Here is a 21,010-nt window from a genome sequence, read left to right as displayed (position 1 = left end):
GCACCGCCACCGCTGCCCTCCCGCCATACCCGCACCGGCAGCTGAGGATTCGCTGCCGGTTCGCGGGTGTCCCGGGCACGCGAACGGCCGCCCCGGATGTCCGGGGCGGCCGTTCGCGGGGCGGTCGCCGTCAGGCCGAGCGCAGGTCCCGGCGGCGGAATGCGATGAGCCCCACCGTGATCAAGGCCACGTCCACCAGCAGCAGCACCACGATCGGGGTGGCGGTGAACGCCGCGCCCGGCACCTTGGGCGCGTGCTCGAAGGGGTTCAGGTCGCGCAGCCATTGCGGCGCACCGGACAGCGAGCCGAGCAGGAACGCGGCGATGGCGGCGGTCAGCACACCCCAGGCGACGGAACTCCAGCGCGGCAGCAGCCCGAACAGGGCCACGGTGATGGCCGCGAAGGTCCACACCGCGGGCACCTGCACCAGGGCGGCGGCCAGGGTCTGCCCCAGCTTGCCGCCGACGTCCCCGGCGGCACGGCCGTAGACCAGCCCGGCGAGCCCGGCCGACACCACCAGGGCCAGCAGCGGACCGAGCAGCCCGTACGCCAGATGCGATGCCACCCAGCGGGTTCGCGATACCGCACCGGTGAGCAGGGTCTCGGCGTGCGCGGTGCTCTCCTCGGCGTGCAGCCGCAGCGTGGCCGATACCGCGTACGCGGCCGCGCCGACCGCGACCATGGTGAACGCGTAGTTCACCATCGCCTTCTCCAGCGAGTCCGAGCCGCCCATGCGGGTGATCAGGTCCTTGATGGTCTGGCTGGTGCCGAGCTCGTCGCCGATGCCGTGGATCACGCTGCCGATCAGCAGCCCGTACAGCCCGAGCCCGACGGTCCAGGCCAGCAGGGTGCCGCGCTGCAACCGCCACGCGAGTCCGAAGGGACCGCTCAGGGCGGGCCCCGCGCCGGCCGCGCCGGGTCGCTCGGCGATCAGGCCGGCGCCGATATCCCGGTGTGCCAGCAGGTAATACGCGGCCACCGTCAGCACCGCGGTGGCGGCCAGGTGCAGCAGCAGGATGGCGAAGTGGTCGCCCGCGTACGGCCGCACCTGCAGGGACCAGCCCTGCGGCGAGAGCCAGGTGAGCGGACTGGTCGGCCCGTCTCCGGCGCGTGCGTCGCCGATGGCCCGCAGCGTGTAGGTGACGCCCAGCACCGCGAAGGCGAGCCCGCGCGCCACCCGCGCGCTCACCGACAGCTGCGCGGTGACCGCCGCGACCGAGGCGAACACGATGCCGGACGCGGCCAGCGCCAGCCCGAACGCCAGCGACCCGGTCCTCGGCACCGAAGTGCCCGCGAGACTGACGAATCCGAGCAGTCCCGTGGCCAGTGCCGCACCGTAGGTCATGATCAGCACCGCGGTGAGGCCCGCGAAGCGTCCCACCCGGGTGGCGGCCAGCAGTTCGGTGCGGCCGGTCTCCTCGTCGGCGCGGGTGTGCCGGATGACGGTGAGGATGGTGGCGATGCCGATGAGCGTGTGGAACATCCCCGCCTTCCAGATGCCCACGGCCCCCAGGTCGGTGGGGTTGTAGACGGGCCCGTACATGGCGAGCTGCGCGGGGCTGGCGAGGATGCTGGTCGCGAGGTGCGCCAGATCCTCCGGTGTGCTGTACACCTTCTCCACGCTCTTGATGTAGACGCTGCCCAGGGGCAGCGACAGCAGCAGCACCCACAGCGTCAGCACGATCCGGTCGCGCCGCAGGTACAACCGCAGCAGCTGGCCGGTGCCAGTGAAATCGGCAGCGCGCAACGGTGATTCGGCGATGCGGGGCGCGGTGGCGGTGACGGCGGTCATTTCGACACCTTCTCGCGCTCGCCGGCGGGCGCGCCGCCGTCGAGCGAATAGTGGCGCAGGAACAGTTCTTCCAGGGTCGGCGGCTGGCTGACCAGGCTGCGCACCCCCGCGTCGCCCAGCACCCGGATGAGTTCGCCGAGGTGTTCGCTGTCGACCTGACAGTGCAGGGTGTTGCCCTCGACGCTGATGTCCTCGACACCGGGCACCCGGCTGAGATCACCCGGGCTGCCGATCATCTCGGCGGTGATGGAGGTGCGCGACAGGTGCCGCATCTGCGCGAGCGTGCCGGTCTCGACGGTCTTGCCGGACCGGATGATGGTGACCCGCTGGCACAGCTTCTCCACCTCGGACAGGATGTGGCTGGACAACAGCACGGTGGTGCCGCGCGCCACCGCCTCGGCCACGCATTCGCCGAACACCTGCTCCATCAACGGGTCCAGGCCGGAGGTGGGTTCGTCGAGCAGCAGCAGTCGCGCGTCCGACGAGAAAGCCGACACCAGAGCCACTTTCTGCCGATTGCCCTTGGAGTAGGTGCGCGCCTTCTTGGTCGGGTCCAGCTCGTAGCGCTCGATCAGTTCGGCGCGCCGGTCCTGGTTGATGCCGCCGCGCATGCGGGCCAGCAGGTCGATGGTCTCGCCGCCGGACAGCGAGGGCCACAGCGTGACATCGCCGGGCACGTAGGCGATGTCACGGTGCAGCGCGACGGCGTCGGTCCACGGGTCCCGACCCAGTACCCGGGCCTCGCCCGAGGTGCGGGACAGGATGCCGAGCAGGACGCGGATGGTGGTGGACTTCCCGGAGCCGTTCGGCCCGAGGAAGCCGTGCACCTCGCCGTGCGCGACCTCGAGGTCGAGGCCGTCCAGGGCGCGCACCTGCCCGAAGTTCTTGTGCAGGTCCCGGACTTCGATCGCGGGAGTGGCAGGATTGTTCATCGAATCTCCTTGTAGGAAAACGACTTCTGTCAACAGCCGGGAATTACCCGGCCTGTTCGAGGTAAGCGTCCAGCATCGAACTGTCGGCCAGCAGCCCGCCGCTGTAGATCTCGAGCGCGGGCAGCATCATGCGATCGGCATACTCGCGCAACGCCTTCCGGTAATCGACGGGTCCGTCGTGCTCGGCGGCGTACAGCTGCAGGAACATCATCATGCCGCCGCCGTTCTGGGTGGCGATATAGCGCGCCATGGCCGCGATGTCGCGCACCTCGCGGACACTGCCGGAGGCGATCCCGGCGCGCAGGTATTGCTCGGTGTCCTCGACCATGTGCTCGAAGAAGTTCCGCAGTAGCGGCCCGCCCGATTGGAGACTGCGCATCAGGTAGGCCATCAGTGGCGCGAAGTCCTCGATCTCGGCCAGTTGCCGCATCGTCGTGGTCGGCGAGGGGCTTTGCACCGATTCCAGTTTCGCGGCCCGGACGGTTTCGCGGACCTGGTCGTCGCACGCCTCCCGGAGTCCGTCCTTGGACCCGAAATGATGGATGACCAGTCCCGGAGAAACCCCGGCCGCCGTGGCGATGGCCCGCACGCCGACCCCGAAACCCTGCTCCCCGAAAACGGTGATCGCGGCATCGCGAATTCGTGCCCGGGTTGTCAGATCGTCGGTTGAACGCATGTTCAATACATTAAACGCGCGTTCAACGAGAGCGCAAGGGTCCAACGGGTCGGATCGCAAGGATTTACGGAATCCAAATACCCGCCATGCCGCGCATCGGGACTTTCCGTGCGCGGATAACATCGCGTCGGCACTGGTTGCGACGCGGAATATCGACGAACGGAACGCTACGATGGGATCGAAATCCGCATCGGGCGTTGCGTTCTCAGCCGCGCGAGGCGCAGAGCAGGCCGTCCCCCACCGGGATCAGCACGCTGGTCAGATCCGGATCCTCGGCGATCGCCCGGGTCGCGGCGCGCACGGCCGTGGTCTGCGGGTCGCGCTGGTTCGGATCCGGCACGCGCCCGCCGAGCAGCGCGTTGTGCAGCAGGATCGCCCCGCCCTCGCGGAGCAACCGGACCGCCTGCTCCACGTACTGCGGGTGCTCGAGCGGCGCGGCGTCGATGAAGACCAGGTCGTAGGCCCCGTCGGCGAGCCGCGGCAGCACGTCGAGGGCGCGGCCGTTGATGAGCCGGGTGCGCGCGGGCGCGATCTCGGCCGACCGGAACGCCTCACGGGCCGCGCGCTGATGCTCGGGCTCGGAGTCGATGGTGGTCAGCGTGCCGTCCTCGCGCATGCCGTCGAGCAGCCACAGCCCGCTCACCCCCGCCCCGGTGCCGACCTCGACCACGGCCCGCGCCCCGAGCAACTGGGCGTACATGCTGAGCAGCGCGCCGACGGCCGGCGCGACCGGGGCGGCGCCGAGTTCGAGGGCGCGTTCGCGCGCGCCGACGAGGATGTCGTCCTCGGCGACGGATTCCTCGACGTATTCGAGGTTGCGCTGCAGGTTCTGTGCCGCGGGAGTCAGGCTCACGCAGTAGAGGCTAATGGCGATACACCGGTAAGGCGTGGCGGTGACCGGCCGGTGTGGCGATTTTTCTCAGGTGTCCCTCAGCCTCTGCATACGGCTGCCTCATCACGACCGACCAGAGTAATGCTCACGCCAGGCCAGCGACCGCGGTCTCGGGGAACGGGAACAGCCGATCGAACGGATGGGTTGACACCGGTAACCGAGGTTCACGGTCCCGAGTAGGAGGTAACCCCATCCACATGGTCGACGCGGCGCGTGAACACGCCAACACCCTGCACCCGCAGATCCAGCCGCACGACAGCGACACCCCGCTGGACAGTGCTCTGCTGCTGTCCCCTGCCGACGACGAGGCCGCCCTCACCGGGACCGCCGCCTTCGACGCCACCGGCGACCGCAATGTCATGCCCACCTGGGACGAACTGGTCCGTGAGCACGCCGACCGCGTGTACCGCCTGGCCTATCGCCTCACCGGTGATCCGCAGGACGCCGAGGATCTGACCCAGGAGACCTTCATCCGGGTCTTCCGTTCCCTGCAGAACTATCAGCCCGGCACCTTCGAGGGCTGGCTGCACCGCATCACCACCAACCTGTTCCTGGACATGGTCCGCCGCCGCAACCGCATCCGCATGGAGGCGCTGCCCGAGGACTACGACCGCGTCCCGTCCGAGGGTCCCGATCCGGAGCAGGCCTACCACGACGCCAACCTGGATCCGGATCTGCAGTCCGCGCTGGACTCGCTGGCCCCGGAGTTCCGTGCCGCCGTGGTGCTCTGTGACATCGAGGGCCTGTCGTACGAGGAGATCGGCGCGACGCTGGGCGTCAAGCTGGGCACCGTGCGCAGCCGCATCCACCGAGGACGTCAGGCACTGCGCGAGCAACTCGAGCATAATGGGGTGGAGCGGCGCATCGCCGCCGAGCAGATCGGGTGACCCGCGGGCAGCGCTCGCCCGAAGACCTCGAATCGTCCGGAAGGGTGTGCAGCGTATGAACGGCGAGGACCGACCGCACCGTCGTCCCCCGCGTTTCGCCCCCACCGAGCATCTGGCCAGTGAGGCCATCGCCGCCTACGTGGACGGCGAACTACGGATGAACGCGTATCTGCGTGCCGCCCACCACATTTCCGTGTGCCGCGAGTGCGCGGCCGAGGTGGACGCCCAGCAGCAGGCGCGGATCGCGCTGCGGCAGTCCTCGGATCAGATCTCCGCACCGCTGAGCCTGCACGACACGCTGAGCCGCATTCCGCGGGCGCTGTTGCAGGAGTGCGCCAATCACCCCGCGCCGGATCCGGCCGATCGGGATCGGGGCCCGCTGGCGCGCGGCATGAGTTCCTTCGGGCTGCGCCAAGATTCGTTCGACAGCAGACGGTGGACCTCATGGTGGCGCAAGTAGAGTCCATAGCGTGACCACCGAATCGAAGAACACCGGGCCCGAGCCCGAACGGGAGGCGACCTCCGATTCGGCGGCCGATCGGGGGAACCTGCGGCCGTCGGACGCACCGGTGCTGGGGCCGCGGCCGGTGTACCGGCCGCACGTGGACAATCACACCGCGCGCGCTTTCCGCCGCCCGAACGGCCAGAACGGCTCGTTCGCGGCCCGCACCGCGGGTGCCGCGGCCGCGGCGGCGCCGGGGGGCTCCGAGATTCAGAACCGGCCGCCGGACGCGGTGCTGGCAGAGGCGTTCGGACGCCCGGAGGGTTCGTCCGAGCTGTTGCAGCGCGATCCCGAAGCCAAGGGCGAGAGCGCCGCGCCGAGTGCGCCCGCCGACCCGTGGCGGGATCCGAATTCGGCCGCGCGCCTGGGCACTCCGGCCGTGCCGCAGCCCCCGGCGCCGCCGCTCGCCCCCGGACCCAAGCTGGGTGCGCGCGAGGTGCTGTTCGGTGGCCGGGTGTCGTGGCGGGCGCTGTCGCTGCTGGCGGCCATCGCCGCGGTGATCGGCCTGATCGGTGGGGTCGTCGGGGCCTTCACGGGTTCGTCGGCGTCAGTACTGACCTCCCGCAAGGTGTCGTTGCAGTCCGCGCCCGCGGCCCCCGAATCACACAACCAGATCACCAAGGTGGTCAACGCGGTGATGCCCGCAGTGGTGACGGTCCGCGCCTGGCTGGGCGACACCGGTTCCACCGGTTCGGGCGTGGTGATCGACGGCGAGGGCTACATCGTCACCAACAACCACGTGATCTCGCTGGCCGCCAATGACAAGTCGGGCAAGGCCAAGCTGGACGTGGTGTTCTCCGACGGCCAGCGGGTGCCGACCCGCATCGTCGGGCGCGACACGAAGACGGATCTGGCGGTGCTCAAGGTCGACGTGAAGAACCTGTCGGTGATCCAGCTCGGCAGTTCCGGCGACGTGCAGGTCGGCGACGAGGTGCTGGCGCTGGGCTCCCCGCTGGGCCTGGAGAAGACGGTCACCTCCGGCATCGTGTCGGCGCTGCACCGGCCGGTGAAGGTGGGCGGCGAGGGCACCGACACCGATGCCACCCTGGACGCCGTGCAGACCGACGCCGCGATCAACCACGGCAACTCCGGTGGCGCGCTGGTGGACATGCAGGGCCGGCTGATCGGCATCAACTCGGCCATCAAGTCCGAGAGCGGCGGTTCGGTGGGCCTGGGCTTCTCGATCCCGGTCGATCAGGTCAAGCGCATCTCGCAGGCGCTGATCCGCGAGGGCAAGGTCTACCACCCGATGCTGGGCGTGAGCGCCAAGACCAAGCTGGTCGCCAATGACGTGATGAGCGGCGCGGCGGTGGCCGACGTGCAGGCCGGAAGCCCGGCGGCCAAGGCGGGCATCGTCGAGGGCGACGTCATCGTGAAGGTCGGCGACCGCGACGTGGCGGGTCCCGAGGAGCTCACCGTGGCGGTGCAGTCCCACGAGATCGGTCAGACCGTGAACGTGAAACTCATTCGCGACGGTCGTGAGGTGGATGTTCCGGTGACGCTGGAAACGGATAGAAAGAACGAGTAGGTAGCCTGTACTCGTGTTCAGCAATATCGGCTGGGGCGAGATGCTCATTCTGCTTGTCGCCGCCCTCGTGATTCTGGGTCCGGAGCGACTGCCGGGCGCCGTTCGCTGGACCGCGCACGCCTTGAAACAGGCCCGCGATTACGCGACCGGCGCTTCCCAGCAATTGCGCAATGAGCTCGGCCCGGAATTCGACGAGATCCGTAAACCATTGGAGCAGTTGAACGAACTGCGGGGTATGAATCCACGGTCCATGGTGACCAAACACCTGCTGGACGGGGACGACTCGATCCTGAACAGCTTCACCGATCTGACCAAATTCGACAAGCCGGGCAGCCCCGCGAACAGCGGAAACGGTTCCAGCAATACGGGATACGGCCCCATTTCCATGCCGGCGGAACAGAAACCACTGGAGCGCAACGAACGTCCGCCGGTGGATCCCGACGCCACCTGAGATCAATTCTGTCTACCGGACTTGACGCATGATGCTGTCCAGCTATCTAGACTGCGCACATGTCGGCCGACGAGGTGGCCCGGGTATTCGCGATCGAGGACAAGGTCGAACGCCTGAAAGCCGCCACCGAAGGCGTGGCAGCCGCGCAGCAGCAGATCAATGAGCTGACGCGCATCCGCCGCGCAGTCATCCGCGAACTACATGCCGAGGGCTGGACGTTCGCCAGAATCGGTGCGGCCGCGGGTCTTTCCCGCGCCCGCATCCATCAGGTGAGCACGCAGGGCCCGGTGCCCGAGGGCCTGTTCTTCGGTCACGGTCCGCTCACCATCCTCACGCCGGACGTGCGCAGCACCACCCGCTCCATGGCCCTGGTCGGCGCACCCGACGCGGCCGCGCCGCACCGGCTGGTGGAGCTGCTGCGCGAACTCGGCTTCACCGCGAATGTCCAGCGGTTCCTACCCGGCCGCCCGCTCGATCTGGACCGGGACGGCCTGATCGTGCTGGGCGGGCCCGAATTGTCGCCCAGTCTGCGCTATCTGGTGGCCGCCGATCCCCGGCTGCGCCGCACGGTGGCGCGGGCCGGCCGGGTGCGGCGGGGCATCGAGGACCGGGCCGCGCGGCGGGTCTACCGCCCGGGCGGCACCGAGCCCTACGACATCGCCTACCTGGCCCGCCTCCCCCGCCCGGACGGCAAGGGCAGCGTGCTGGTCATCGACGGCCTGCACCCGCCCGCCTCCCTGGGGGCGATCCGGCTGCTGGCCACCCGGCTCGCGACCCTGCACGAGCGGGCGGCCACCCACCCGTTCTCGACGGTGGTGGGCGTCCGCTACGACCGCTCCACGGGAGAGCCGATCGAAGCGGACCTGCTCACTCCGATCTATCGCCACGACCGAGCCTGATCGCGGCTGCCGCGGCGGGTCAGGCCGCGGCCTCCTCGGAGCGCAGGGTGTTCATGGGCGGGCGGTCGGCGAGCGAGACGTCGGTCGTGTTCGCGATGAATTCGCCTGCCACCATGGGGAATTGGGTCAGCGCGGCGCCCGAGTCCTGGATCCCGCTGCGACCCAGGACGGTGCCCAGGATCTGGCGGCTCATGACGCCCAGGTCGGCCAGCGGGCGGTTGCGGTGCTGGCGGACACCGAGATTCACCTGTCCGATGGACGAGAGGCCGAGCAGGTCGTAGGTGTCGAGCAGCAGGCCGATCTCCACGCCGTAGCCGGGGGCGAAGGGCACCGCGGTGAGCAGTTCGCGGGTGCCCGCGTACTCGCCGCCCAAGGGCTGCAGCACATTCGAGAGTTCGGGGCGCAGCGCGGCCAGCAGCGGGCGGGCCACCAGTTCGGTGACGCGGCCGCCGCCGTGGTGGTCGACGGATTCGCCGGTGCGCAGCGGGCGGCGGTAGTACGCCTTGACCAGGTGCATGCCGTCTACCGTGAGCAACGGGCCCAGCAGCTTGGGCACGAAGTTCGGATCGGGATCGATGAGGTCGGAGTCGACGAACGCGATGAGGTCGCCGCTGGTGACGGCCAGCGACCGCCACAGGCATTCGCCCTTGCCGGGGACCGGGTCGAGTTCGGGGACGGCCTGTTCACGGGTGACCACGCGGGCCCCGGCGGCCTGTGCGCGGGCGGCGGTGGCGTCGGTGGACCCGGAGTCCAGGACGACGAGTTCGTCCACCAGCGTGCCGAGCAGGGGCCGGATGCTGGCCACCACGGCGGCCACGGTGGCCTCCTCGTTGAGGGCGGGCAGGACCACCGAGACGGTGCGGTCACCCTTGGCCGCGACGAGTTCGGGGACCGACCAGTCGGGACGGTCGAAGGTGTTGGTGTTCACCCAGTCTGTTTTCATGCGAGACCTCGCAAAGTACGGGCGGGTGGGCGGTGACCCTGGATGGCGGCGATCATGTCCACGACCCGGCGGGTCTGGGCCACCTCGTGCACTCGAAAGACGCGAGCACCCGCGGCTGCCGACCAAGCAGTCGCTGCCAATGTGCCCTCCAATCGTTCGGACAGCTCGACACCAAGAGTCTCTCCGATGAAATCCTTATTGCTCAGCGCCATCAAGACGGGCCATCCGGTTTTCACAAGAACGTCTATCGCCCGCAACAATTCGAGCCCGTGGTAGGTATTTTTCCCGAAATCATGGGTCGGGTCGATCAGAATCGAGTCCTTCGCCACCCCGGCCGCCGCAGCATTTTCGGCCGCGGCCACCACCGTCTCGGTGACCTCGGTCACTACATCGGCGTACCGCACCCGGTGCGGACGGGTTCGCGGAATCGCGCCCCCGGTATGTGAGCAGACGATTCCCACACCCAGTTCGGCGGCCACGCCGACCAGTTCCGGATCCGCGCCCGCCCAGGTGTCGTTGATCAGGTCGGCGCCCGCGGAGACCGCGGCCCGCGCCACATCGGCGCGCCAGGTGTCGACGCTGATGAGCAGCTCGGGATAACGCTCGCGGATAGCCGCCACGAAAGGCACCACCCGGCGCGACTCCTCCGCGGCGTCCACCTCCGACCCGGGCCCGGCCTTCACCCCGCCGATATCGACCAGATCCGCGCCGCCGGCGACCGCGGTGTCCACGGCCCGCAGGGCGGCCTCGTCGGTGAACGTCGCGCCCTTGTCATAGAAGGAGTCCGGCGTCCGGTTCACGATCGCCATGACAAGCGCCCGATCCGTCGCCACCGGCTTCCCGCACAATGTCGGCAACGGCGCACACATGCCCCCGACTGTACTGCGTCTAATTTGCCTCCGCTTCGCTGCGGCGGTTCGCGGCCCTCGTAACCCCGATCTTCCCTCCTCCGCTCCTCCGCTTCGCTCCCCCGCTCCGTCAGTCCAGATCGGGGCGGGCCGCGAACACCGGGTTGACCTGGCTGTAAAGGGATTTGGAGAGAGCGACCGACGGTGCGATATTCAGTTGCCGGGCGCGCGCCCCGCGGCGACATCAGCAACGTATTCGGGATAGGCCGGGACGTAGCCTTCTGCGCGGCCCGCGAGGACGTAGAGAGCGCTCTCGGCGTCCGGCGAACAGCCTTGTTTGCGCAGTTCCACTTTGCGGTTCTTGAACGTGGAGGTCTGCTCCAGTTCGGGCACCACGCGGATGAACAGCGGGACCGCGTAGGTGGGCAGGCGGTCGTAGAGGGCCTTGGCGGCGACCTTGCCGTCGAAGTGCGCGTCCTCGTGCAGGGTCACCGCGGCCATGCCCGCCTTGCCGTCCGTGCCGGGGATGTCGACGCCGTAGACGACCGCCTGGGTGACCTCGCCGATGCCGTCGAACGCGCCCTCGACCTCGGTGGTGGCCACGTTCTCGCCCTTCCAGCGGAAGGTGTCGCCGAGCCGGTCCACGAAGGCGATGTGACCGAAGCGCTGGTCGCGGACCAGGTCGCCGGTGTCGAACCAGCAGTCGCCGTCGGCGAAACCGTCACGCACCAGCTTGGATTCGGTGGCGGAGGCATCGGTGTAGCCGTCGAACGGCGAGCGGTCGGTGACCTTGGCCAGCAGCAGCCCGACCCCGCCCGCGGGCACCCGGCGCAGCCTGCCATCGGGGTGGCGCAGCGCCTTGCCGGTGGCGTCGTCGTATTCCACGATGGCGAAGGGCAGCGGGGTGAATCCGGCGGTGCGGGCGACGGAGAAGGCGTTGATGAAGGCGACGTTTCCCTCACTGGCGCCGTAGAACTCGACGATCCGCGCGATGCCGAACCGCTGCTGGAACTCGTCCCACAGTTCGGGGCGCAGGCCGTTGCCGACGCACAACCGGATCGTGTGCTGCCGGTCGGTGGGCTTGGCCGGCTGGTTGAGCAGATAGCGGCACAGTTCGCCGATGTAGACGAAGGCGGTGGCCCGGTTGGCGATGGCCTCGTCCCAGAAGCGGGTGGCCGAGAACTTGCGGCCCAGCGCGAAGGTGGCGCCGCCCGCGATCACCGAGGACAAGGCCACCGTGAGGGCGTTGTTGTGATAGAGCGGCAGGCAGCTGTAGAGCGTGTCCTTGCCGTCCAATCGCACTCCGAGCCCGCCGATCCCGGCCATGGACTTGGTCCAGCGCATGTGGGTCATGACGCTGGCCTTGGGCAGGCCGGTGGTGCCGGAGGTGAAGATCAGGTAGGCGCGTTCCTTGGCCGTGATCTGTTCGGTGACAGCGGGATTCGAGGGGTCGGCGGTGGCGGCCTCGGCCTCCAGCTGTTCGGTCCACAGCAGGGCGGGCCGGGTCTCGGTGAGGGTCTCCAGCGCGTCGGCGCACTCCTCGCCGATGACGTCGAGCACCGAGTTCAGCAGCCCGAAGCTGTGCCGCAGCACCACGTCTCGCTGGTTGTGGTTGAGCAGGCCCGCGGTGGCGCCGAGTTTCACCGTGGCGAGCACGGTGAACAGCGCCTCGGGCCGGTTCACCATGAGGATGCCGACCACGTCGCCGCGCGTGACGCCGTGCGCCGCGAGCACCTTCGCGTACCGATTGACCAGCGCGTTGGCCTCGCCCCAGGTGTATTCGCGCCCTTCGAATCTCAGGAAGGGCCGGTCCGGGTGCTTGGCCGCGCCGCGCTGGAAGAACAGTCCGATCGACGCCTTGTCGCCGGCTTTCACCGCCAGGCGCCCGACATTGCGGATCATGCCGGGTGCTTGCAATGCCATGCCGGGCAGGGCGCGAACCAGGTCGAGCAGGCTGACCGTCGATCGGGCGTCGGTACTCACTTCGTTGTGCTCCTCACCGGGTCGTGCGAACGCCCCGCTCTCGTGTGCCTACCCTGACCGATTTGTCCGATCTTGTCGAGTGAAACCGAGGAGTTCCGGTCAGCGGGTGGGACGCAGCCCGGCGAAGGCGGTGTCGAAGCTCTTGGTCACCAGCACCCGGTCGATGGCCTCCAGCCCGGCGTAGCCGCGCACCCGCAGCTCACCGATCCAGTCGAACAGTCCGCGGTAGTGGTCCTGCGGGTCGAGCACCACCACCGGTTTGGCGTGCACGCCCAGGTAGGCGCCGGTCCAGGTTTCGAAGAGCTCCTCGAGCGTGCCGATGCCGCCGGGCAAGGTGAGGAAGGCGTCGGCGCGCTCGTCCATGACCTGTTTGCGCTCGCGCATGGTGTCGGTGACGATCAGCTCGTCGGCGTCGGTGTCGGCGACCTCCTTGTGCACCAGGTGCTTGGGGATGACGCCGACGGTGTGCGCCCCGGCGGCCCGCGCCGCCTGCGCGACCGCGCCCATCATGGAGACGTTGCCGCCGCCGGACACCAATTGCCAACCGCGACGACCGATCTCGGTGCCGACCCGGGTGGCCAGGTCCAGCGCCACCGGATCGTCGACGCTGGCCGAGCAGTACACGCAGACCGCGTAGGCATCGCTCACCATTGCTCCTCCGCCCCTGTCTCGTTCATCTCCCGGCGTGCCCGCGCGGCCAGGGTGACGATCTCCACCACCTCGTCGACGCTGTCGGTGACGTGCAGCAACCCCAGGTCACCGGACGCGATCTTGGCCGAGCCGAGCAGCGAGTGGCGCATCCAATCCACCAGTCCCGCCCAGTATTCGGTGCCGAACAGGATGATCGGGAAGCGGGTGATCTTGTGGGTCTGCACCAGGGTGAGCGCCTCGAACAGCTCGTCGAGGGTGCCGAAGCCGCCGGGCATGCATACGAACGCCTGGGAGTACTTCACGAACATGGTCTTGCGCGCGAAGAAGTACCGGAAGTTGATGCCGAGGTCGACCCACTCGTTGAGGTGCTGTTCGAACGGCAGCTCGATGCCGAGGCCGATCGAATAGCCGCCCGCCTCCGACGCGCCCCGGTTGGCCGCCTCCATCACGCCCGGCCCGCCGCCGGTGATGACCGCGAAACCGGCATGGGCCAAAGCGCTTCCGATCGCGACCCCGGCTCGATACTCGGCCGAGTCGGCGGGCGTGCGGGCGGAGCCGAAGACGGCCACCGCGCGCGGCACCTCCGCCAAAGCGCCGAAGCCCTCGACGAATTCGGCCTGGATGCGCAGGACGCGCCACGGGTCGGTGTGTACCCAGTCCGCCGGACCGCGCTCGTCGAGCAGATGCTGATCGGTGGTCCCGATCCCCTTCTTGCGGTCCCGCCGCAACATGATCGGGCCCCGGAACCGTGGTGTCTTCGACAAAGCCACACCCTCGTTTTCGCCGTCAGCAGACATAATGGCAACCGTACAGCGAGCGAATGGTCGTTGTCGGTCGCTCGTTCAGCGTGGTGCTGAACAGTTCATCGGCTCTTCTCGCCGGTGAGGTAGCTGCGCAGCATCGAGGCCACCTGGGTGATCTGGTCGACGGGCAGGTGCTCGTCGCGCTTGTGCGCCAGGTTCGGGTCGCCGGGACCGAAATTCACGGCGGGCATGCCGCGGGCGGCGAATCGCGAGACATCGGTCCAGCCGTACTTGGCGCGCACCCCGCCGGAGCCGTGCGCGTGCACGATCTCGATGAGGTCCTTGGCGGCCGGATTCGACAGGCCGGGCAGGGCGCCGGGCGCGCCGTCGGTGCGCTCGAAATCCAGTTCCAGTCCGGCGAACACCTCGCGCACGTGCTCGGTGGCCTGGTCCAGGGTGCGGTCGGGGGCGAAGCGGAAGTTCACGTCCACGGTGGCGACGTCGGGCACCACATTGCCCGCCACGCCGCCCTCGACGCGGACCGCGGACAGGCCCTCGCGGTAGGTGCAGCCGTCGATCTCGACCTCGCGGGCCTGATATCCGGCCAGCCGCTCCAGGATCGGGGCGAGGCGGTGAATGGCGTTGTCCCCCAGCCAGGCTCGCGCGGTGTGGGCGCGGACGCCGGCGGTGGTCAGCCGGACCCGCAGGGTGCCCTGGCAACCCGCCTCGATCCAGCCGCCGGACGGCTCACCGAGGATCGCCAGGTCGCCCTCGAGCCATTCGGGGAGTTCGCGTTCGATGCGGCCCAGCCCGTTGTACTCGGCGGCGATCTCCTCGCAGTCGTAGAAGATGAGGGTCAGGTCGTGCACCGGGTCGGCGACGGTGGCGGCCAGGTGCAGGAAGACCGCGTCGCCGGACTTCATATCGACGGTGCCGCAACCCCACAGCTGCCGTTCGCCGTCGGCGGTGGTCTCGAAGTGGCCGGGCACATTGTCGGCGATCGGCACGGTGTCCAGGTGCCCCGCCAGGATCACCCGGCTGGGCAGGCCCCGATTGGTCCGCGCCAGCACGGTATTGCCGTGGCGCAGGATCTCGAATCCGGTGGTCTGCTCGCGCATGGCCTTTTCGACGATGTCGGCGATGACCTTCTCGTTCCGAGAGACGCTCGGAATATCCACGAGCGCGGCGGTGAGTGAAATCGGGTCGGCTCTCAGATCGATGGTCACTCGATCCACCCTAAAGGAGGAATAACCGCAGTTCTTCGCACGGTCGCTGCGTTGGCACAAATCGGCACCGCATGCGGTATGAATTCGCAGCCCGGTAACGTGTGGGGACGTGAGTACTCAGGGAGCAGCAGCAGTCGGCCTCGCCACCATCACCGTCAACGGGACGGTCCTCGACACCTGGTACCCGTACCCGACGCTCGGTGAATTCTCCGCCGACGAGGTGGGCACGGTGCGGCTGGACGCCTCCGATCCCGAGTACGCCAAGTTCGCCGCCTCGGCCGGTGTCGACGAGGACCGGCGGGTCGAGACCGTGGTGGTCCGCACCGTCATCGCCGACCTGGCCGCCGCGCCGATCGACACCCACGACGCCTACCTGCGCCTGCACCTGCTCTCGCATCGCCTGGTCCGCCCGCACGGCGCGAACCTCGACGGCATCTTCGGGCTGCTCGCGAACGTGGTGTGGACCAACCACGGTCCGTGCTCGACCGAGGAGTTCGAGCTGACCCGCCTGAAGCTGCGGGCCCGCGGCCAGGTCACCGTGTACGGCGTCGACAAATTCCCGCGCCTGGTGGACTACGTGCTGCCCTCGGGTGTCCGTATCGCCGACGCCGACCGCGTACGCCTGGGCGCGCACCTGGCCTCGGGCACCACCGTCATGCACGAGGGCTTCGTCAACTTCAATGCCGGCACGCTCGGCAATTCCATGGTGGAGGGCCGGATCTCGGCCGGTGTGGTGGTCGGCGACGGCTCCGACGTCGGCGGCGGCGCGTCCATCATGGGCACCCTGTCCGGCGGCGGCAAGCAGGTCATCTCGCTGGGCGAGCGCTGCCTGCTGGGCGCCAACTCGGGCCTGGGCATCTCGCTCGGCGACGACTGCGTGGTGGAGGCGGGCCTCTACGTCACCGCGGGCACCAAGGTGGCGCTGCCCGACGGCCAGATCGTGAAGGCCGGTGAGCTGTCCGGCAAGTCGAACCTGCTGTTCATCCGTAACTCGCTGACCGGCGCGGTCGAGGTTCGCCCGCGCAAGGGCACCGGCATCGAACTGAACGCGGCCCTGCACGCCAACGACTGAGATGTAACAAACGAAAACCCCTGTCGGCTCGGGCCGCAGGGGTTTTCGTCATTTTCGGGCTCAGCCGCGGGCTGCGCTCACTTGTACAGGGCGCACCACGGAGCGGGCTGTCCGTCGAGCGGCGGGATCGGGCTGGTGTTGTTGCACTGGCCCGAGCCGGTCTGGAGAGCCTTGATCAGGTTCGAGGAACCGGCCGCCGACGGATCGAACGATCCGGTGCCGGTGGGCCCGGTGTTCACCGATCCGGTGCCGGTGGGTCCGGCGACGGGCTCGGCGGGCTGCGGCATCGAGGTGAGCGGCAGTGGCGCGGCGGTCGCCGCGGCGGCGGGGGCCAGCAGTCCGGCGAGGACGGCGGTGGCGGCCATGGTGGTGCGCAGTGCGGTGGGCATCGTTCGGCCTTCCTGGATGACGGGAAACAACCTCCAGGACGCTAGGGGCGGCCCCGAGCCGCGGCCAGACCCCGAAACCCTCGGCAGCAGAACCTCGGTGTCAGTCGATGCCGAAGGCGATGACGCGCTCCGGGGTGATGCGGATGATCTCCGGGGACAGGCCGGGGTAGAACGGTTCGACATCACGCAGAGCCTGTGCGGTGCCGCGGATTTCGAGGCAGCGCACGGTCCACGGGTCGACGGAGGGCACGTCGTCGACGACGAAGGCGATCCGGTCCTCCTTCGACAGATTCCGGAACTTCTGGCTGGCGCCCATCTGGTGGCCGCCGATGTCGATGGTGCCGAGCGCCGCGTTGTAGCGGTAGCCGACCGGATTGTTCTGCGGGGAGCCGTCGGGCCGGACGGTGGCGAGCCGTCCGAGCCGCTGACTGTTCAGGTAGTCGATCTGGGCGGGCGACAGGGATACGGTCATGGCGATCACGCTAGAACCTCGACCGCGCTTCAGGTCAAGACAAGAGCTTCTTCTGCACCTTGCCCATGGCATTGCGCGGCAGCGCGTCCACCAGGCGCACCTCGCGGGGCCGCTTGTGCACCGAGAGTTCCCCCGCCACATGGGCGATGAGCTCGTCGGCGAGGGCTTCGTCGGCGCTGTCCCGCGGCACCACGTACGCGACGATGCGCTGCCCGAGGTCCTCGTCCGGGACGCCGATGACGGCGGTCTCGGCCACCGCGGGATGCCCCAGCAGGGAGGTCTCGATCTCACCGGCGCCGATCCGGTAGCCGCCGGATTTGATCAGGTCCACCGATTCCCGGCCCACGATGCGGTGGAAGCCCTCGGCGTCGATGACGGCCACGTCACCGGTCTTGAACCAGCCGTCGGCGGTGAAGTTCTCGGCGGTCACCTCCGGCTTGCCCAGGTAGCCGTCGAACAGCATGGGTCCCCGAACCTGAAGTCCGCCAACGCTTTCCCCGTCGTGCGGCACCGGCGCGCCGGACTCGTCACGCAACCGGGTCTCCACCCCGGCGACCGGGGTGCCCACCCAGCCGGGGCGGCGTTCGCCGTCGGGCCGGGTGGAGAGGGTGATCATGGTTTCGCTCATGCCGTAGCGCTCGATCGGGGCGTGCCCGGTGAGGTCGGCCAGCCGCTCGAACACCGGCACGGGCAACGGGGCGCTGCCGGAGATCAGGATGCGCGCTTTCGCCAATTCCCGTGCGGCGTCCGGCTCCTCGACGATCCGCGACCACACGGTGGGGACGCCGAAGTACATGGTGCCGCGCGCGTCGGCGTAGGCGCGCGGGGTGGGCTTGCCGGTGTGGACCAGCGGGCTGCCCGCCCGCAGCGGGCCGAGCAGGCCGAGGATCAGGCCGTGCACGTGGAACAGCGGGAGGCCGTGCACCAGAATGTCGTTCGAGGTCCAGCCCCACGCTTGGATCAGGGCGTCCAGCCCGGCGGCGATGGCGCCGCGGCTCAGCATCACGCCCTTGGGCGCGCCCGTGGTGCCTGAGGTGTAGAGCACGAAAGCCGTTGCGGTCCCGGCGGGTTCGGCGTACCGATGCCAGGATCGGGCGTGCTTGCGGACCGGGATCACCGGCAGGTCGGAGCCTTCGGGGACCTTGCCCAGCCAGGCCTGGGCCTCCGAGTCGCGCAGGATGTGGGCCAGTTCCGCGCTGCCCGCGTCCGGCGGGACCGGGACCACGGTGACCCCGGCGATCAGGCAGCCGACCACCGCGAGCACGGTGGCGACGGTCGGCTCGGCCAGCACCGCGACCCGGCGGGCCTGGGCGACGCGTTCGGCGACCGAGGTGGCCGCGCCGAGCAGATCACTGCGCGACAGGGTCTCCCCGTCGATGGTGACGGCATCGGGGATATCGGCTCCGGCGGCGATGGCGGCCGGATTCAGCGAACTCAGCAACAGCGGCGACACGGGCTCACGCTACCCGAGGCCGCGGTCCGCCGACCCGCTGCCGCGACGCGCAACGGTTCGCTTGCGAAGCCGTCGCGCCGGTTGACAGACCACCCGAGTGGGTAAGACAGTTTCTATACAACCTTCTCACCCGAGGATGTGGTCAACGATGACCAGGCCGCTGCCCCACCCCGGCGAATCCGCCGCGCCCGCACCGGAGATCGATGTCCGCCGCTACCTCGACGGCGCGGCCGGCTTCTTCGGCGCGGCCGCGAACGTGATCATGCAGCTCTCCAACCCCCCGGTCGGCCACGGCGTGGTAGAGAGCCCGGTGGAGTCCGGGAACGTCATGATCCACCCGTTCAAGCGGCTGCGCACCACCCTGACCTACCTGGCCGTCGCGCTGCTGGGCACCGAGGAGGACCGCGCCGCCTACCGCCAGGCCGTGGACGCCGTGCACAAGTACGTCCGGTCCCGCCCGGACAGCACCGTGAAGTACAACGCCTTCGATCCGAGACTCCAACTCTGGGTGGCGGCCTGCCTGTACTGGGGCGCGCGCGACCTCTACGAGCGCATGCACGGCCCGATGGACGACTACGCCGCCGACGCCTTCTATCACCACGCCGCCCGGCTGGGCACCACCTTGCAGGTGCGGCCGGAGATGTGGCCCGCCGACCGCGCCGCCTTCGACCGGTATTGGGCCGAGAATCTCGCCAGGACGCGCATCGACCCGAAGATCAAGGCCTACTTCGACGATCTCATCGACCTGAAGATGCTGCCCCGCCCCCTGCGCCCGCCGTTCGCCGGCGTGCACCGCTTCTTCGTGACCGGCCTGCTGCCGCAACACCTCCGGGACGAGATGGGTATGACCTGGACGCCGCGTCAGGACCGGGCGCTGGCCGCGATGCTGCGCACCGCGGGCGTGGTCGAATCCGTGGTGCCGCCCACGCTGCGCGCCTTCCCGCTCAATGTCTATCTCACCGATATGCGACTGCGCCGCAGACTGGGCCTGCGGCTGGTGTGAGAACGCCTGCCGGTCAGAGGATTCGGAAGCTCGGGATGACGTGGTCGCGGGCGAACTGCCGCAGGGCCGCCGGATCGTCGAGCGGGATGACGGTCTGCGGGGTCAAGGCCAGCGACAGCGCGGCTCGGGCGGTGAACTCCGCCAGCGGCAGCGGATCGTACTGCGGCAGTTTGCCTTCCGCCTGTAACCGGGCGATGAATTCGGCCAGGTAGTCGCGGCCCAGCTCGATCACGGGCGCGCCCCGCACGGTCAGGTAGGGCAGCACGATCTCGGGTTCGGTCTTCAGCAGCCGATCCAGGAGCTGGTTGCGGCGCAGCCCCTCGGTGAAGGCCACGAACAACGCGACGATCTGTTCTTCGGCGCTGGCGTCGGCCTCGATCGGACCCTGCACGGCGGCGTCCACGTCGTCGATGAACTGGCGGGCCTGCCGCAGCCCGACGGCCTGGATGAGATCGTTCTTCCCGGCGAAGCGCCGGTAGAGGGTGGCCAGCGAGAGTCCGCCACGCCGGGCGACCTCGACCATGCTGGTGCGTTTGATACCGAAGTCCAGGAAGGCGAGCAGGGCGGCGTCGAGGACCTTGGCCTGATTGCGGTCCTCGGGGCCGGATCCGCGGACGAGCGGCAGCAGTTTGGCCAGTTTGGCCATGGTCCGGGCCCTTTCCGGTCGCAAAGAAACGGTGAGGCACTAATCTTCGCACATTGACACCGGCACCCCACGATGAGAAGGTGAGTGGCGAAATTTCTCACACTCTCCTCACCCGGCGAGGAGTGACGACCGAGGAGTCGAGTCAACGATGACCGCCCCGCTGCGCAAGTTCGACGAGTTTCCCCCGGCCTATCAGCCGTTGACCCCCGCGGACATCCGTGAGCACATCGACGGCGTCGCGGCGTTCCTCGGCGGTGCCGCCAACGTCGTCATGCAGCTCTCGCTCAAGCCGGTCGCCTACGGCGTCATGGAGAGCGACGTCGACAGCGGCAAGGTGACCCTGCACCCGGTCAAGCGGCTGCGCACCACTCTCACCTACCTCTCGGTCGCCCTGCTCGGCAACGACCTGGACCGCACCACCTACCGCGAGGCCGTGAACGGCGCGCACCGCAGCGTCCACTCCAAGCCCGGCGGACCCGTCAAGTACAACGCCTTCGACCCCAAGCTCCAACTGTGGGTGGCGGCCTGCCTGTACTGGGGTGTCGACGACCTGTACCACCGCATGCGCGGCCCGATGGATCCCGAACTGGCCGAAGCCTTCTACCAGTACTGCGCCCGCCTGGGCACCACGCTGCAGATGCGCCCGGAGATGTGGCCCGCCACCCGCGAGGACTTCTACGCCTACTGGGACGAGAACCTCGCGACCAAGTCCATCGACGGACCCACCCGCAAGTACTTCAACGACCTCACCGATCTGAAGATGGTGTCGTGGCCGGTGCAGTTCGCCCTGGGCGGCCTGCACCGCTTCATCGTCACCGCGCTGCTCCCCCAGCACCTGCGCGACGAGATGTCCATGACCTGGAGCGCCCGCGACGAGCGCGTCTTCACCGGCTTCCTGCGCGTGATCTCCGCGGTCTGGACCCGCATGCCCACGATGCTGCGGCTGTTCCCCTACAACTTCTTCCTGGCGGACATGCGCCTGCGCCGCCGCTTCGGCCGTCCGCTGCTCTGAGCCCGACGAA

22 protein-coding genes are annotated in these 21,010 nt (G+C 69.0%); 8 read left to right on the top strand and 14 right to left on the bottom strand.

Translation table 11 applies throughout. From position 1 onward, the window contains the following. Positions 1 to 130: 130 nt before the first annotated feature. The 4 genes from ACFYTS_RS22720 to ACFYTS_RS22705 form a co-directional block, all read right to left on the bottom strand. Positions 131 to 1,792 carry an ABC transporter permease gene (locus tag ACFYTS_RS22720; RefSeq protein ID WP_357283315.1) on the bottom strand — a complete coding sequence of 554 codons (1,662 nt, stop codon included), beginning with the start codon at positions 1,790 to 1,792 and terminating at the stop codon, positions 131 to 133. After that, complete coding sequence (locus ACFYTS_RS22715; RefSeq protein ID WP_387306973.1) at positions 1,789 to 2,724, bottom strand: ATP-binding cassette domain-containing protein; 936 nt, start codon at positions 2,722 to 2,724, stop codon at positions 1,789 to 1,791. Before ACFYTS_RS22715 ends, ACFYTS_RS22720 begins: the two co-directional genes overlap by 4 nt. A gap of 43 nt (positions 2,725 to 2,767) precedes the next feature. Continuing rightward, on the bottom strand, positions 2,768 to 3,400 hold the full coding sequence (locus ACFYTS_RS22710) for a TetR family transcriptional regulator (RefSeq protein WP_387306971.1): 633 nt from the start codon (positions 3,398 to 3,400) through the stop codon (positions 2,768 to 2,770). A gap of 205 nt (positions 3,401 to 3,605) precedes the next feature. Continuing rightward, entirely contained in the window at positions 3,606 to 4,253 is a 648-nt protein-coding gene (locus tag ACFYTS_RS22705) for an O-methyltransferase (protein ID WP_357283310.1), read from the bottom strand. A gap of 236 nt (positions 4,254 to 4,489) precedes the next feature. Here ACFYTS_RS22705 and sigE point away from each other — a divergent pair, with 236 nt between their 5' ends. From sigE to ACFYTS_RS22680, 5 genes are read left to right on the top strand one after another with little or no spacing between them, the layout of a single operon-like run. Further along, a complete protein-coding gene (sigE, locus tag ACFYTS_RS22700; protein WP_387306969.1) occupies positions 4,490 to 5,179 on the top strand; it encodes an RNA polymerase sigma factor SigE in 690 nt (229 codons plus the stop codon). Positions 5,180 to 5,234: 55 nt separating this feature from the next. Continuing rightward, entirely contained in the window at positions 5,235 to 5,639 is a 405-nt protein-coding gene (locus ACFYTS_RS22695) for a hypothetical protein (RefSeq protein ID WP_357283308.1), read from the top strand. A gap of 10 nt (positions 5,640 to 5,649) precedes the next feature. Next, positions 5,650 to 7,209 (top strand): S1C family serine protease, encoded by a 1,560-nt coding sequence (locus tag ACFYTS_RS22690; RefSeq protein WP_387306966.1) that lies wholly within the window; start codon positions 5,650 to 5,652, stop codon positions 7,207 to 7,209. Between the two features lie 13 nt (positions 7,210 to 7,222). Beyond that, a complete protein-coding gene (gene tatB, locus ACFYTS_RS22685; RefSeq protein WP_357283306.1) occupies positions 7,223 to 7,660 on the top strand; it encodes a Sec-independent protein translocase protein TatB in 438 nt (145 codons plus the stop codon). Positions 7,661 to 7,719: 59 nt separating this feature from the next. Continuing rightward, the gene (locus tag ACFYTS_RS22680; protein ID WP_357283304.1) at positions 7,720 to 8,559 is read left to right on the top strand and encodes a hypothetical protein; all 840 of its coding nucleotides are present in this window, start codon (positions 7,720 to 7,722) and stop codon (positions 8,557 to 8,559) included. A gap of 19 nt (positions 8,560 to 8,578) precedes the next feature. Here the strand turns inward: ACFYTS_RS22680 and ACFYTS_RS22675 are convergent, their stop codons facing one another. The 6 genes from ACFYTS_RS22675 to dapE form a co-directional block, all read right to left on the bottom strand. Beyond that, complete coding sequence (locus ACFYTS_RS22675) at positions 8,579 to 9,502, bottom strand: glucosyl-3-phosphoglycerate synthase (protein ID WP_357283302.1); 924 nt, start codon at positions 9,500 to 9,502, stop codon at positions 8,579 to 8,581. Then, positions 9,499 to 10,371, bottom strand: a complete 873-nt coding sequence (folP, locus tag ACFYTS_RS22670) for a dihydropteroate synthase (RefSeq protein WP_357283301.1) — start codon at positions 10,369 to 10,371, stop codon at positions 9,499 to 9,501. Before folP ends, ACFYTS_RS22675 begins: the two co-directional genes overlap by 4 nt. 192 nt (positions 10,372 to 10,563) lie before the next feature. Next, positions 10,564 to 12,333 carry a long-chain-acyl-CoA synthetase gene (locus ACFYTS_RS22665; protein ID WP_387306963.1) on the bottom strand — a complete coding sequence of 590 codons (1,770 nt, stop codon included), beginning with the start codon at positions 12,331 to 12,333 and terminating at the stop codon, positions 10,564 to 10,566. Positions 12,334 to 12,432: 99 nt separating this feature from the next. Beyond that, positions 12,433 to 12,984, bottom strand: coding sequence for a TIGR00730 family Rossman fold protein (locus ACFYTS_RS22660; protein ID WP_387306961.1), 552 nt, complete (start codon positions 12,982 to 12,984; stop codon positions 12,433 to 12,435). After that, positions 12,978 to 13,781 (bottom strand): TIGR00730 family Rossman fold protein, encoded by an 804-nt coding sequence (locus tag ACFYTS_RS22655; RefSeq protein ID WP_357283297.1) that lies wholly within the window; start codon positions 13,779 to 13,781, stop codon positions 12,978 to 12,980. Before ACFYTS_RS22655 ends, ACFYTS_RS22660 begins: the two co-directional genes overlap by 7 nt. A 65-nt stretch (positions 13,782 to 13,846) precedes the next feature. Then, a complete protein-coding gene (gene dapE, locus ACFYTS_RS22650) occupies positions 13,847 to 14,953 on the bottom strand; it encodes a succinyl-diaminopimelate desuccinylase (RefSeq protein ID WP_357283295.1) in 1,107 nt (368 codons plus the stop codon). Between the two features lie 109 nt (positions 14,954 to 15,062). Between dapE and dapD the strand changes: the two genes are divergently transcribed. Beyond that, on the top strand, positions 15,063 to 16,025 hold the full coding sequence (dapD, locus tag ACFYTS_RS22645; RefSeq protein WP_357283294.1) for a 2,3,4,5-tetrahydropyridine-2,6-dicarboxylate N-succinyltransferase: 963 nt from the start codon (positions 15,063 to 15,065) through the stop codon (positions 16,023 to 16,025). 77 nt (positions 16,026 to 16,102) lie between these two features. On the opposite strand, the gene ACFYTS_RS22640 is transcribed toward dapD, so the two are convergent. From ACFYTS_RS22640 to ACFYTS_RS22630, 3 genes are all read right to left on the bottom strand, one after another. Beyond that, positions 16,103 to 16,414, bottom strand: coding sequence for a hypothetical protein (locus ACFYTS_RS22640; RefSeq protein ID WP_387306958.1), 312 nt, complete (start codon positions 16,412 to 16,414; stop codon positions 16,103 to 16,105). A 100-nt stretch (positions 16,415 to 16,514) separates the two neighbouring features. Then, positions 16,515 to 16,886: a PPOX class F420-dependent oxidoreductase gene (locus ACFYTS_RS22635; RefSeq protein WP_387306956.1), complete on the bottom strand. Its 372-nt coding sequence runs from the start codon at positions 16,884 to 16,886 to the stop codon at positions 16,515 to 16,517. Positions 16,887 to 16,920: 34 nt separating this feature from the next. Beyond that, the gene (locus tag ACFYTS_RS22630) at positions 16,921 to 18,330 is read right to left on the bottom strand and encodes an acyl-CoA synthetase (RefSeq protein ID WP_387307184.1); all 1,410 of its coding nucleotides are present in this window, start codon (positions 18,328 to 18,330) and stop codon (positions 16,921 to 16,923) included. Positions 18,331 to 18,487: 157 nt separating this feature from the next. On the opposite strand from ACFYTS_RS22630, the gene ACFYTS_RS22625 reads away from it, so the two are divergent. After that, positions 18,488 to 19,342, top strand: coding sequence for an oxygenase MpaB family protein (locus tag ACFYTS_RS22625; RefSeq protein WP_387306954.1), 855 nt, complete (start codon positions 18,488 to 18,490; stop codon positions 19,340 to 19,342). A 13-nt stretch (positions 19,343 to 19,355) separates the two neighbouring features. Here the strand turns inward: ACFYTS_RS22625 and ACFYTS_RS22620 are convergent, their stop codons facing one another. Next, entirely contained in the window at positions 19,356 to 19,988 is a 633-nt protein-coding gene (locus ACFYTS_RS22620) for a TetR/AcrR family transcriptional regulator (protein WP_357283287.1), read from the bottom strand. A gap of 148 nt (positions 19,989 to 20,136) precedes the next feature. Here ACFYTS_RS22620 and ACFYTS_RS22615 point away from each other — a divergent pair, with 148 nt between their 5' ends. Beyond that, positions 20,137 to 21,000: an oxygenase MpaB family protein gene (locus ACFYTS_RS22615; protein ID WP_357283286.1), complete on the top strand. Its 864-nt coding sequence runs from the start codon at positions 20,137 to 20,139 to the stop codon at positions 20,998 to 21,000. Positions 21,001 to 21,010 lie beyond the last annotated feature (10 nt).

The sequence above is a fragment of the Nocardia sp. NPDC004151 genome (assembly GCF_042874235.1).
GTDB lineage: Bacteria > Actinomycetota > Actinomycetes > Mycobacteriales > Mycobacteriaceae > Nocardia.
The sequence above is the reverse complement of the archived record's forward strand: the minus strand, read 5'-3'. Positions and strand labels throughout refer to the sequence as shown.

What these genes read in the sequence shown, in the direction of transcription:
- ACFYTS_RS22615 (WP_357283286.1), top strand. Translation starts at nt 20,137, where the DNA reads ATGACCGCCCCGCTGCGCAAGTTCGACGAGTTTCCCCCGGCCTATCAG.
- ACFYTS_RS22620 (WP_357283287.1), bottom strand. Translation starts at nt 19,988, where the DNA reads ATGGCCAAACTGGCCAAACTGCTGCCGCTCGTCCGCGGATCCGGCCCC.
- ACFYTS_RS22720 (WP_357283315.1), bottom strand. Translation starts at nt 1,792, where the DNA reads ATGACCGCCGTCACCGCCACCGCGCCCCGCATCGCCGAATCACCGTTG.
- ACFYTS_RS22695 (WP_357283308.1), top strand. Translation starts at nt 5,235, where the DNA reads ATGAACGGCGAGGACCGACCGCACCGTCGTCCCCCGCGTTTCGCCCCC.
- ACFYTS_RS22660 (WP_387306961.1), bottom strand. Translation starts at nt 12,984, where the DNA reads ATGGTGAGCGATGCCTACGCGGTCTGCGTGTACTGCTCGGCCAGCGTC.
- ACFYTS_RS22635 (WP_387306956.1), bottom strand. Translation starts at nt 16,886, where the DNA reads ATGACCGTATCCCTGTCGCCCGCCCAGATCGACTACCTGAACAGTCAG.
- folP (WP_357283301.1), bottom strand. Translation starts at nt 10,371, where the DNA reads ATGTGTGCGCCGTTGCCGACATTGTGCGGGAAGCCGGTGGCGACGGAT.
- ACFYTS_RS22675 (WP_357283302.1), bottom strand. Translation starts at nt 9,502, where the DNA reads ATGAAAACAGACTGGGTGAACACCAACACCTTCGACCGTCCCGACTGG.
- ACFYTS_RS22715 (WP_387306973.1), bottom strand. Translation starts at nt 2,724, where the DNA reads ATGAACAATCCTGCCACTCCCGCGATCGAAGTCCGGGACCTGCACAAG.
- ACFYTS_RS22655 (WP_357283297.1), bottom strand. Translation starts at nt 13,781, where the DNA reads ATGTCTGCTGACGGCGAAAACGAGGGTGTGGCTTTGTCGAAGACACCA.
- ACFYTS_RS22640 (WP_387306958.1), bottom strand. Translation starts at nt 16,414, where the DNA reads ATGCCCACCGCACTGCGCACCACCATGGCCGCCACCGCCGTCCTCGCC.
- ACFYTS_RS22710 (WP_387306971.1), bottom strand. Translation starts at nt 3,400, where the DNA reads ATGCGTTCAACCGACGATCTGACAACCCGGGCACGAATTCGCGATGCC.
- ACFYTS_RS22680 (WP_357283304.1), top strand. Translation starts at nt 7,720, where the DNA reads ATGTCGGCCGACGAGGTGGCCCGGGTATTCGCGATCGAGGACAAGGTC.
- sigE (WP_387306969.1), top strand. Translation starts at nt 4,490, where the DNA reads ATGGTCGACGCGGCGCGTGAACACGCCAACACCCTGCACCCGCAGATC.
- ACFYTS_RS22625 (WP_387306954.1), top strand. Translation starts at nt 18,488, where the DNA reads ATGACCAGGCCGCTGCCCCACCCCGGCGAATCCGCCGCGCCCGCACCG.